This is a genomic window from Vibrio albus, assembly GCF_003144035.1.
GTDB lineage: Bacteria > Pseudomonadota > Gammaproteobacteria > Enterobacterales > Vibrionaceae > Vibrio > Vibrio albus.
The window spans coordinates 1-12559 of sequence record NZ_QFWT01000012.1; the positions used below are offsets into that span (position 1 = coordinate 1).

Genomic DNA, 12559 nt, shown 5'->3' on the forward strand with positions numbered 1-12559 from the left:
ACCCGTCCGCCGCTCGACGCCCATAAACGCACCCGAAGGATTGTTGATGTCGTTTCCGCCCGACTTGCATGTGTTAGGCCTGCCGCCAGCGTTCAATCTGAGCCATGATCAAACTCTTCAATTTAAGATTTTGTCGGCTCAATGAATACTGATTACATTCCCTATTCTTGCGAATAGTGACTGTGAATTGACTGTGCCAAGTCTTTCGACTTGAATTGGTCACTCAGTTCATTGAAACCTAATTTGATACCGAAGTATCTCATTTGATTATCATCAACGAGTGCCCACACAGATTGATAGGTTTAAATTGTTAAAGAGCAACTTCGTCAGTCAGTAAACTATTACTTTTAAGCCTTTCAGGCTTTCTTTCGAAGTGGGCGGCCATTTTAGCTAGATAACTTATCGTGTCAACCACTTTTTTTGCTTTTTTATTTTTCCACCTTATCGGTGAAAGCAAACATCATCTTGGCTTTAGGCCTGTTGGTAGTTGAAGTATCTTTTCTCTACTTCGCCGTGCCAACGAGGAGCGCATTATAGGGATATGTTTTAGCTTGGCAACCCTTTTTTTGACAAAAATGGGATATTTTTAAGGTTCATCTGATATACAGGAAAACACACTGAGAAAGCACAACTTACCCACAAATAGCTGTGGATAAGTTGATAGATATAAGGTTAATTGTCCGTATCGAAGAAGTAGGATATACGCGATCTTGGATTCAAGTACTCTCTTACCTGGTCAGGCAAGCGCGAGGGTAAAATAGCACTTTCTATCTTTATCTCTTTATCAGCAAGATCAAGGATAGGTGCCTGGGTACGGGGAACGGTTGGATCATAAAGCAGAACATTAGGGAATAATATACTGTTGGCATTTACCGAGATGACTAAGCCAACCATCTGATTGGATAACTGCACCACTGTACCGGGAGGGTACACTCCCATGAACTTAATCAGAATATTGAGATTCTCAACATTGTATAGATGTTTACAGTTCTTATAGAGATGCGAAAGTGCGGTATAAGGAATTTTTTGCTCAGATACGATGTTACTATGGCATAAGTTATCATAAGCATTTGCCACTGAAACAATCTGTGCAAACTCATCGATCGCTTCTTCTCTAAGCCCGTCAGGATAACCAGACCCATCCATATGCTCATGATGTTCAGTAATTATCTTTTTTCCACTCTCTGGAAAATCAGGAATATTAGACGCAATATCTAACCCATACTTAGTATGCAACTTTAAATAGTTGCTCTCGGGTTCGGTCAGAGTTGTCGTCTTTCTAAGAATAGCGGTTGGGACTTTAATCTTGCCTATATCGTGGAACAGTGCGCCAAAAGCGACTTCTTTTATCTGTCTGCTGTTATACCCTTTAGACTTCGCAATCATCATTGAAATGATAGACACGTTCAATGAATGAAAATAGATATCTTCAAACTCACTTTTTCCATTCATCAGGTGCAGGGTAACGCTATCTTCCGAAAGCAGCTTATCAACGATATCGTCAACCATCGCCTGGGCTTCATCGACGGCTGTTTCTGGTCGGTTACGGATTTTGCTCATCACTGAACGAAGCTGTGAAAGAGAACGTTCAAACTCTTTTTCACACCGGATTACCTTACGCCGGTATTTATTGAGCTTATCAATGCGGGCCTGCTTCTCTTCCCACATTTTTTTGGTTTCAAGATCAATTTCGCTTTTGTCCTGATCGCCTTGATCCGCTTTTTCATTAACAGGTAATGGCGTTGTATCACTCTGATTGGGATCAACATACACATACTGAATGCCCAGGTGTTTGATCATATCGATCTGCTCCTGAGACTTCAGTTTGAAGCTATTAAACAAAAATGGATGTTCATTCCACTTTACAGGGAGACGAATATGAAGCCCTGGTCGAATTCTATCCACAGTGATTTTAATACTGGCCACTTTTCCCTATGTACTTCCGTTTATTCAACACTAACAAATGATTGTAACTAACTGACTATCTAAAATCATCACCTTAAAGCACACATAAAGCTCAATATTTCTTACTTTTAGGCGCTATTTATAAAATGAGGAATAACAAGCCAATCTATTACTTATAGCACAAATTTCAGGCAATAAAAAAGCCCGGTAAAAACCGAGCTTTTGCACCACAAACTCCCGAATAAATCGGAGCCATTTTCCGAAGAAAATTAACGCTTAGAGAATTGTGGACGACGACGTGCTTTACGCAGACCAACTTTCTTACGTTCAACGCAACGAGCGTCACGAGTAACGTAACCAGCTGCACGTAGAGCAGGACGTAGAGACTCATCGTATTCCATCAGAGCGCGAGTGATACCGTGACGGATAGCACCAGCCTGACCAGAGATACCACCACCTTTAACAGTGATGTATAGGTCTAGTTTTTCAACCATTTCAACTAGCTCTAGAGGTTGTTTAACAACCATACGAGAAGTTGGACGACCGAAGTACTCATCAAGGCTACGCTTGTTGATTACGATGTTACCGCTGCCTGGTTTAATGAAAACGCGAGCAGCTGAGCTTTTGCGACGGCCAGTGCCGTAGTATTGATTCTCTGCCATTTCGATAATCCCCAATTAGATGTCTAGTACTTTTGGTTGTTGAGCAGCGTGGTTGTGCTCAGCGCCAGCGTAAACTTTCAGCTTACGGTACATAGCACGGCCAAGAGGACCACGTGGTAGCATACCTTTAACAGCCAGCTCAATTACCATCTCAGGCTTATGGTCGATCAGCTTATCAAAAGTGATTGACTTTAGGCCACCTGGGAATTCAGAGTGACGGTAGTAAGTTTTAGCTTTTGCTTTGTTACCTGTTACAGCAACTTTCTCAGCATTGATTACGATGATGTAGTCACCAGCGTCAACGTGAGGAGTGTATTCAGCTTTATGCTTGCCACGTAGGCGAGATGCAATTTCACTTGCAAGACGACCAAGAGTTTTACCTTCAGCGTCTACAACGTACCAGTCGCGTTTTACAGTTTCTGGTTTAGCAACGAAAGTTTTCATGCTAACAATAACCCGTTAATTTAAAATTTTACACTTAAGGAGCAGTTACGCTCCCACTGTCTAAGAGCCCAGTCATCACCCCTTCGAGTGGGTGGCACTCTCGCCTCAAAAAGAGACTGCAGTAACGGTGGGTCGCAGGATTATAGAGAAGAGTGAAGAAAAAATCACCTTTTTTTATGCATATCCATCAAAAAAATAACCCACTCACTGACCGTCAGAACCTATTTAACTTGAACCGGGCAGCACACTTCAGCCTCTGACACACTATTCTTTATAGTAAGTCAGATTTTCTTTATCTGCCTGAAAGCTCATAGTAGTATTGCCAGAGGATAGAATCACTATGAAACCTATGTGTAAGATAATTTATGGAAGCGGTTTACTCCGCATGACAAACACCCCCTAATTTTGAAGAACACATATCCTCTATTACCACTATAAGGAGCAGTTATGCCTTGGATTTACGGACTGATAGGCTTACTTGTCGGGGCAATTTTTGGAATCATCATTGCCCGGATTAAAACGCCCCAGTATAAAAAGCATAAACAAATGCAAAAAGAATTAGATGCAGCAAAGTTTGCCCTGGAGCAACAACGCCAGGAACTGGCTGATCATTTTGCTCATACGTCTGATATGCTGGATAGCCTGGGTAAAAGTTATCAACGCCTTTATCAGCATATGGAGACCACTGCATCAGATATGCTTCCGGATCTTCCTGAACAGGACAAACCTTTTACCCACGCATTATCTCTGCCAGAAGACCATTCGGATGCACAGAAAAACGATACTGATCAGCCGCCAAAGGATTACGCAAAGGGTGCTACCGGACTATTTAAAGGCGAATCAAAAGAAACATTGTCCGCAGATAAAGTCATTAATGCTTCATAAGTTTTATTAACGTTACATTTTAGCAATCTGACTTTTCATATAATGGGCTCTTTTTTTCGGAACTAGCGAAAGTTTTTTCAGTCATACTCCACATAAAAACAACGAGGAGTAAACGATGAAAAAACCTTTGCTGGCTCTTACAGCCCTAACACTAAGCTTAAGTTCAATCATCACACCAATGCCTGCAACAGCTGCACTGCCCCTGGCTGTAAATGGCGAACAACTTCCCAGCCTGGCTCCTATGCTTGAGCAGGTTACCCCGGCAGTCGTGAGTATCGCTGTAGAAGGGAAGCAAGTATCAAAGCAACGTATACCAGACGCATTCCGTTTCTTCTTTGGTGACGAGTTCCCAACTGAGCAGCTTCAGGAACGACCGTTCCGAGGGTTAGGGTCTGGCGTCATCATTGATGCGAAGAAGGGACATGTTGTCACCAATTACCATGTGATTAACGGGGCCGATTCAATCCGTGTAAAACTTCACGATGGCCGTGAATACGATGCGGAGCTGATTGGCGGTGATAAGATGTCGGATATCGCCCTGCTAAAACTGGAAGAGGCGAAAAATCTTACCCAAATTCGTATTGCTGACTCTGACAAAATCCGGGTGGGTGACTTCTCCGTGGCTATCGGTAACCCATTTGGCCTTGGTCAGACCGTCACTTCAGGCATAGTCTCGGCTCTCGGTCGCAGTGGTCTGAATATCGAGAACTTCGAGAACTTTATCCAGACTGATGCTGCCATCAATAGTGGGAACTCGGGTGGTGCTTTGGTCAACCTTAATGGGGATCTTATCGGTATCAATACCGCGATTCTTGGGCCTAACGGAGGCAATATCGGGATTGGATTTGCTATCCCTTCCAATATGATGAAAAACCTGACAGAGCAGATCCTGGAATTCGGTGAGGTTAAACGGGGTATGCTGGGCGTACAGGGTGGAGAAGTGACTTCTGAGCTTGCCGAAGCACTGGGCTATGAATCCAGTAAAGGGGCGTTTGTGAGCCAGGTCGTACCAGATAGTGCTGCTGATAAAGCTGGCTTGAAGGCTGGTGATATCATCATCTCTATCAATGGTAAGGAAGTCAGTACCTTTGGTGAGCTGAGAGCTAAAATAGCCACTCTGGGTGCCGGTAAAAAAGTGTCCCTCGGGATTATCCGTGATGGTGATTCTGAAACCTTTGATGTGGTACTGGGTGAAGCAACAGAAAGTAAGACGAAAGCCGCACACCTGCATGAAGGCTTAAGTGGTGCTGAGCTAACCAATACCACGGACAGCGACCCTATTGAAGGAGTCAAAGTCACCAATGTAGAAAAAGGATCTAAAGCCGAAGCCTACCAGCTTCAGGCTGGAGATATTATTGTTGGTATCAATAAAGTAAGAGTTCGCAACCTGGCTGAACTGCGTGCGATTCTTGAACAGAAACCTGGAATACTCGCCATTAATATTCAACGTGGCGATCGAAGTATCTACCTGGTCGTTCGGTAACCTCAGTAAAGACTCGGGATGCAGGCGGTTATCCGCCGCTCCTGAGTCTGTTAGCTATCCGGATATCTGTCTACTTTTTACCCATCATTACTGTTCTTGTCACATTTCATATCTTTCAATTAGTTACTCTAAGGTGATATTCTTAAAAACACTAGATGATCACCTACCCTTGAGAGATCAATGCTGAATTTTTTACTGCGCTCAATCATATTAGGTTTGGCAACGGCGGCTCTGGTGCTGCTTGCTGTCCCTTCTCTGCGTTCCAACATCGATATTATTGCTGATCTTTCAGAGAGAAATAACAGCAATATTGAAGGCCTGCAGATTTCATTCAGTAATGCGGTTTCACGCGCGGCACCTGCCGTCGTCAATATATATAGCCGCCAATACACTGCGGAAGATCGCTCCAAACTACAAACTCAGGGGTTGGGCTCAGGCGTTATCGTTAGCGAAAAGGGATATATCATTACCAACTACCATGTGATTGCTCAGGCTGATCAGATTCTGGTTGCGACTCAGGATGGCCGCTTTGCTGCCGCTCAATTGGTTGGTAAAGACCGCCGTACTGATCTCGCTATTCTGAGAGTTGAGATGACCAACCTTCCCGTGATTCCTCTCAACCCGGAATATGAGGCAAAAGTCGGTGACATCGTTCTTGCTATTGGTAACCCTTATAATCTGGGGCAGACCACAACATTTGGTATTATCTCTGCCACCGGCCGTTCTTCCATCAGCGCAGATGGCAGGCAAGCGTTCATTCAGACCGACGCAGCCATTAACCGCGGGAATTCAGGGGGGGCTCTGGTGAATACACAGGGCGAACTGGTCGGAATAAATACCGCTTCGTTCCAGCAAGCCACGGATCTGGAAACCTATGGTATCTCTTTCGCCATACCATACCATTTAGCCAATACTATCATGCAGAAAATTATTGCTGATGGACGGGTGGTTCGCGGTTATATCGGTATTGATGGTCAGGATGTTAATATTATGGCATCCCGCCTTCTGGGCGGGGATTATACCGGAGCCATCATCGTATTGGGTATTGATCCCGAAGGACCTGCCGCTAAAGCCGGATTCGAAAAACAGGACGTGATTCTGAGCATCAATGGAGAAAAAGTGAATGGCCGGATCAGCGTCATGGATATCGTTACCGGTCTGAGGCCGGGTTCAACCGCTGAGTTCACCGTGCTGCGTCAGGGGGAAACCATCACACTTCCCGTTGTCGTCGGTGAATTACCAGAAGAATAGCCAGAGACAAAAAGAGCCGGTTTCCCGGCTCTTTTTAATACACTCTCAAAGCGTTACTCCTCAACACTTTCCTGAGGAACCTCAATATCAATACGCGTTACCCGCTGTAATCCACGAGGAAGCAAACTGCCTCTCCGTCCCCGTTCACCGCGGAAGTTATCCAGATCAGCTGGCTTCAGCCCCAGCTTTCGTTTTCCGGCATACAGAGTCACCGTACTGTCTTTCGCCAGTGGGACCAGATGAGAGACAAACTCTTCTCTTGCTTTCGCTTTTGCCGAAGGAATATTGATGATCTTATTCCCTTTCCCTTTACCCAACTGTGGCAGATCCTTAATCGGGAACAGGAGCATTCGGCCTTCATTGGTGATCGCCAGTATTTCATCCTGCTCAACATCAGAAATAGCCATCGGAGGCATCAGTTCTGAATTTTCCGGCAGGTTGACCAGAGCTTTACCACTGCGGTTTTTGGACAACAAGTCTGCACCCTTACAGACAAATCCGTAGCCAGCATCGGAACCGACCAGCCATAACTGATCATCTTCTCCCATCAGGACCTGCCGGACAGAGCTGCCCTCGCTAATATTCAGACGACCTGTGATCGGCTCACCCTGGCTGCGGGCCGAAGGCAGGGTATGGGATTCGAGAGAGTAACTTCGGCCATCCGATCCAAGGAATACCGCCTGTTGATTACTCTTACCTCGCGCATGGGCCAAATACTGGTCTCCGGATTTATAATTCAAACTTTCCGCATCCACCTCATGCCCTTTTGCGTGACGAATCCACCCTTTCTCAGACAGAACCACCGTAATCGGTTCACTCGGAACCAGGTCTCGCTCAGTCAGAGCTTTAGCCTCGGAACGTTCCACCAGCGGTGAACGGCGGTCATCGCCATACTTCTCGGCATCCGCTTTCAGTTCTTTCTTCAGCAGGGTATTCATCCGTCGCTCTGAACCAAGCAGCGTTTCCAGCTTCTCGCGTTCTTTTTCCAGCTCTTCCTGCTCACCCCGGATCTTCATTTCTTCCAGCTTCGCCAGATGGCGCAGCTTGGTATCCAGAATGGCATCAGCCTGAATTTCGGAGATACCGAAGCGTTGCATCAATACCGCTTTCGGTTCATCCTCTGTACGGATGATCTCAATGACTTCATCCAGGTTCAGGTACGCAACCAGTAAGCCTTCCAGGATATGCAGGCGAGCCAGCACTTTGTCCAGGCGATATTGCAAACGGCGACGTACGGTTGCCCGGCGGAATTCAATCCATTCCGCCAGAATCTGCACCAGACCTTTAACCTGAGGCCGGTTGTCCAGACCAATCATATTCAGGTTAACCCGAAAGTTCTTCTCCAGATCCGTCGATGCAAACAGGTGATTCATCAATTGATCGCAATCGATACGGTTAGAACGGGGAACAATCACGATACGGGTCGGGTTCTCATGATCCGATTCATCACGCAGGTCATCCACCATAGGTAACTTTTTCGCCCGCATCTGACCGGCAATCTGCTCAAGCAATTTAGCTCCGGAAACCTGATGTGGCAGTGCGGTAATGACAATATCACCGCTTTCTTTGTGCCAGACCGCACGGGCCTTAATACTTCCCCTGCCGGTACGGTAGATTTTTTCCAGATCAGATTTTGGTGAAATGATTTCCGCTTCGGTCGGATAATCCGGCCCCTGAACAAAGTTCATCACATCACTCAGTTCAGCTTTAGGGTTATCGATCAGATGGATAGCGGCCTCAGCCACTTCACGCACATTATGCGGCGGAATATCGGTTGCCATACCCACAGCAATACCAGTAACTCCATTAAGCAGAATATGCGGCAGACGAGCAGGCAGCATTTGCGGCTCGCGCATGGTGCCGTCAAAGTTTGGCTGCCACTCAACGGTGCCCTGACCCAATTCGCCCAGCAACACTTCCGCAAACTTCGATAGTTTGGCTTCGGTATAACGCATGGCGGCAAAGGACTTAGGATCATCCGGTGCCCCCCAGTTACCCTGACCATCCACCAGCGGATAACGGTAAGAAAATGGCTGCGCCATCAGTACCATGGCTTCATAACAGGCTGAGTCGCCATGGGGGTGGTATTTACCCAACACATCCCCCACGGTACGCGCGGATTTCTTATATTTTGCGGATGCCGAAAGACCCAGCTCCGACATTGCGTAAATGATACGTCGCTGAACCGGTTTTAAACCGTCCCCAATATAAGGGAGCGCACGGTCCATAATGACGTACATGGAATAATTCAGATAAGCGTCTTCGGTAAACTTACGCAGAGGCAGTTGTTCAACACCATCAAAAGACATTTCAGTAGACATCAGTTATACCTCAACCTCTGCTAAGTCACCGTTACTCTGTAGCCAGGAGCGGCGATCATCCGCCCGTTTTTTGCCCAGCAACATATCCATCATTTCGTTGGTCTGTTCAGCGTCATCAATGGTCAGCTGTACCAGACGACGGGTATTCGGATCCATCGTGGTTTCACGTAACTGCATCGGATTCATCTCACCCAGACCTTTAAATCGCTGTACATTGATCTTGGCTTTTTTCTTACTCAGGCGTTCAAGAACTCCGTCTTTTTCATCTTCGTCCAGCGCATAGAACACCTCTTTCCCGCAGTCTATACGGTACAAAGGCGGCATCGCGACATAGACATGCCCGGCATGAACTAACGCCGGGAAATGACGGATAAACAGAGCACATAACAAAGTGGCAATGTGCAGACCATCGGAGTCCGCATCCGCAAGGATACAGACCTTACCGTAGCGCAGCTCGCTCAGATTATCGCTGTCCGGGTCAATTCCCAGAGCGATGGAAATATTATGCACTTCCTGCGACGCCAGCACCTGATCAGCTGATACTTCCCAGGTATTTAGAATCTTACCCCGCAGAGGCATGATAGCCTGAAACTCACGATCGCGAGCCTGTTTGGCACTACCGCCAGCGGAGTCACCCTCCACCAGAAACAGCTCGGTTTTGGTTAAATCCTGCTGGGAACAATCGGTCAGTTTACCCGGCAGTGCAGGCCCCGATGCGATTTTTTTACGCACCACTTTTTTGCTGGCCCGCATACGGCGATGGGCGTTAGCAATACACACTTCAGCCAGTTGCTCCGCTAGTTGCGGCTTTTCATTCAGCCACAGGCTAAAGGCATCTTTAACCACGCCAGACACAAAAGCGGAACACTGACGGGAAGAAAGGCGCTCTTTGGTTTGCCCGGCAAACTGCGGATCCTGCATTTTGATCGACAGAACGTAAGAACAGCGGTCAAAAACATCTTCACCAGTCAGTTTTACACCACGTGGCAGCAGGTTGCGGAATTCACAGAACTCACGCATGGCATCCAATAGCCCCTGTCGCAAACCGTTAACGTGAGTGCCACCGAGCGCGGTAGGGATCAGGTTGACATAACTTTCCGTAATTTGCTCACCACCTTCGGGCTGCCAGAGCAGAGCCCAGGTAACGGCTTCCGTCTCACCAGAAAAATCTCCGGTAAACGGTTCTTCCGGCAGCAGGGTGTAGCCTTTCACTGCTTCGGCAAGGTAATCTTTCAGGCCATCTTCATAGAACCACCGGTAATCATTGCCGTTCACTTTATCAGTGAAGGTAATTTCCAGTCCCGGGCACAAAACGGCTTTTGCCCGTAGATTATTAATCAGCCTTGAAACAGAAAAATTAGCTGAGTCAAAATACTGGGCATCTGGCCAGAAATGGACACTGGTCCCTTTATTCCGGCGACCACACGTACCCGTTACCGTTAAATCTGATACTTTATCACCGTGCTCAAAGGCGATTTCATACACTTCACCGTCTCGGCGAACGATAACTTCGACCCGTTTTGACAGAGCGTTTACTACGGAAATACCTACGCCATGCAAGCCACCGGAAAACTGGTAATTTTTATTGGAGAATTTACCACCGGCATGCAGCTTACACATGATCAGTTCGACACCGGAGACTTTCTCTTCCGGGTGAATATCCACAGGCATACCCCGACCATTATCAGTCACTTCTAATGATTGATCGGCATGAAGAATGACCTGTACTTTAGATGCATGGCCAGCCAAGGCTTCATCGACACTGTTATCAATAACTTCCTGGCCTAAGTGATTGGGCCGGACTGTATCGGTATACATTCCAGGCCGGCGGCGTACCGGTTCCAGACCATTAAGAACTTCAATGGCCCCGGCATTATATTGTTCAGTCATAATACGAAATCTGTGCTCAAAACTGTGTACTTAAACGATGTACGAAAAGAAATCTGTACTTAAAAAATTAGGTACTTAAAAGCGCGTTTTACAGAAAACAACCAACTCGTAAGAAGAAACATACTCTGGAACCTGTTCACTTATGTCAAGCAGGTTCATGGTGGAAAGGATAAAATTATGATGCTACACCGAGGATATCACCCGTTTTCTGGCCGTTAAGTCCATTATTCAGACGGAAGTCAGGTGGAGACTTAAAGATTCAGAAACTCTATTATCGCTGGCATATAACGCTCGAAGTCAACAAAGCTGTGATTACCGCCATCTTCCACCGTCAGTTTCGCCCCTGTCAGCTTTTCCACCGCCTGATGGTAATCAAGAACTTCATCCCCCTCCTGAAGTAATCCCCAGAGATCAGCGGGTTCAGAGATATTTTCGATATCCAGCGCTCTTAATTCTGAAATATGCTTTTCTTCCAGTACATACTGCTCTTGCGTATAGGGGTTAAGTTGTTCGCCCAGCGGCAATAATTCATAAGGCCTGATTGCAGGATTGACTAACACCGCCTTAAAGCCGTATAGACTATTCAGCCAGATGGAGAAATATCCGCCCAGAGAGCTGCCTACCAGGCCAACATTATGAGTATCTTTATATTTCTCCGCCAATTTGCGCAGAGATACGGCCGCATCCCCCGGGAGCGCGGGAACCTGAGGAATCACGACGTGAATGTCAGGGTGGTTATGCACACAATAATCCGAAATAACACTGGCTTTATGTGATTGAGCGGAACTGTTAAAACCGTGAATATAGATTAACAACGATGGTTTTTTCATCACTCAATACCCACTGGCACTGAAATCAGGATGAAAACGTCCGTCTCCAAGCCGGTACACCTGTGTCGCAACACTACCGTCTTTCAATAACTCTAATGTTCTCCATCCCGGAGACAGAGGATCAAGCGCAAAATCGGTTGAATCAGGTTTAAACTGAACACATGTGGAAGGCGAAGCCATTACCCGTACCCCCGCATGCATAGAGTCATACTCCTGATGTACATGCCCACATAAAACAGCACTTACGTTATTATGCTTTTCAATAATCTGCCAGAATTTTTCCGGTTCATACAGGGTATGCTGATCCAACCAGGAACTTCCAACCAAAACCGAATGGTGATGCAATAATACCAGTGTATGCCGGTTAGAATATTCGGCCAGTTTATCGTCCAGATAAGTCAGCTGTTCTTCGCTCAGCTTACCGTGAGGCACGCCTTCAACCTGACTGTCCAGTAAAATCATCTGCCAATGCTCTCCTAAAAGAACATGAGTATTTGTCTGGATCTGAGGCGATGGCAGTACACTTTGCATGCCCGGTTTATAATCGTGATTCCCCGGTAACCAGTAACAAGGCTTTTCTAGAGAGGCTATGCCCTGTTCAAAACGCTGATATGAACGCTCGCTGTGATCCTGAGAAATATCACCCGTCGCGATAATTCCATCAAAGGGTATCTGCTGATTGTTTATTTCTTCAATAATGGCGTGAAAACTGTCTAATGTATTCACACTGAGCAGACAACCATCAGAAGTGGAAAATAAGTGAGTATCCGTTATCTGTAACAGCTTTATACTCTGGCTCTCTGTATCTTCTGTTTTCCTTTCCAAGATTCCGGGCTCCCCCGCGTAAGTATAAGCTGTTGATGACGTCAACATAGTCAACCTGAATTC

At 46.4% G+C, this 12559-nt stretch carries 10 protein-coding genes and 1 rRNA gene; 3 read left to right on the plus strand and 8 right to left on the minus strand.

All coding sequences use genetic code 11. The annotated features are described in order from the left end of the window. From DI392_RS17525 to rplM, 4 genes are all read right to left on the minus strand, one after another. Positions 1-124: ribosomal RNA gene (locus DI392_RS17525) — 16S ribosomal RNA — on the minus strand; the annotation flags it as partial. Positions 125-672: 548 nt separating this feature from the next. Further along, positions 673-1926: a cyclic di-GMP phosphodiesterase gene (locus tag DI392_RS17535; protein ID WP_109320994.1), complete on the minus strand. Its 1254-nt coding sequence runs from the start codon at positions 1924-1926 to the stop codon at positions 673-675. A 248-nt stretch (positions 1927-2174) separates the two neighbouring features. Beyond that, a complete protein-coding gene (gene rpsI, locus DI392_RS17540) occupies positions 2175-2567 on the minus strand; it encodes a 30S ribosomal protein S9 (protein ID WP_042480501.1) in 393 nt (130 codons plus the stop codon). 15 nt (positions 2568-2582) lie between these two features. Beyond that, positions 2583-3011, minus strand: a complete 429-nt coding sequence (rplM, locus tag DI392_RS17545; protein ID WP_109320995.1) for a 50S ribosomal protein L13 — start codon at positions 3009-3011, stop codon at positions 2583-2585. A gap of 447 nt (positions 3012-3458) precedes the next feature. On the opposite strand from rplM, the gene zapG reads away from it, so the two are divergent. From zapG to degS, 3 genes are all read left to right on the plus strand, one after another. Further along, positions 3459-3896: a Z-ring associated protein ZapG gene (gene zapG / locus DI392_RS17550; RefSeq protein ID WP_109320996.1), complete on the plus strand. Its 438-nt coding sequence runs from the start codon at positions 3459-3461 to the stop codon at positions 3894-3896. Positions 3897-4011: 115 nt separating this feature from the next. Further along, the gene (locus tag DI392_RS17555; RefSeq protein WP_109320997.1) at positions 4012-5379 is read left to right on the plus strand and encodes a Do family serine endopeptidase; all 1368 of its coding nucleotides are present in this window, start codon (positions 4012-4014) and stop codon (positions 5377-5379) included. Between the two features lie 180 nt (positions 5380-5559). Continuing rightward, entirely contained in the window at positions 5560-6630 is a 1071-nt protein-coding gene (degS, locus tag DI392_RS17560) for an outer membrane-stress sensor serine endopeptidase DegS (RefSeq protein WP_109320998.1), read from the plus strand. A 53-nt stretch (positions 6631-6683) separates the two neighbouring features. Here the strand turns inward: degS and parC are convergent, their stop codons facing one another. The 4 genes from parC to cpdA all read right to left on the minus strand — a co-directional run bounded on the left by parC (position 6684) and on the right by cpdA (position 12496). Further along, positions 6684-8951, minus strand: coding sequence for a DNA topoisomerase IV subunit A (parC, locus tag DI392_RS17565; RefSeq protein WP_109320999.1), 2268 nt, complete (start codon positions 8949-8951; stop codon positions 6684-6686). A 3-nt stretch (positions 8952-8954) separates the two neighbouring features. Continuing rightward, positions 8955-10841, minus strand: coding sequence for a DNA topoisomerase IV subunit B (parE, locus tag DI392_RS17570; protein ID WP_109321000.1), 1887 nt, complete (start codon positions 10839-10841; stop codon positions 8955-8957). A gap of 251 nt (positions 10842-11092) precedes the next feature. Further along, positions 11093-11671 (minus strand): esterase YqiA, encoded by a 579-nt coding sequence (gene yqiA, locus DI392_RS17575; protein WP_109321001.1) that lies wholly within the window; start codon positions 11669-11671, stop codon positions 11093-11095. Between the two features lie 3 nt (positions 11672-11674). Next, positions 11675-12496: a 3',5'-cyclic-AMP phosphodiesterase gene (gene cpdA, locus DI392_RS17580; RefSeq protein ID WP_245884126.1), complete on the minus strand. Its 822-nt coding sequence runs from the start codon at positions 12494-12496 to the stop codon at positions 11675-11677. Positions 12497-12559 lie beyond the last annotated feature (63 nt).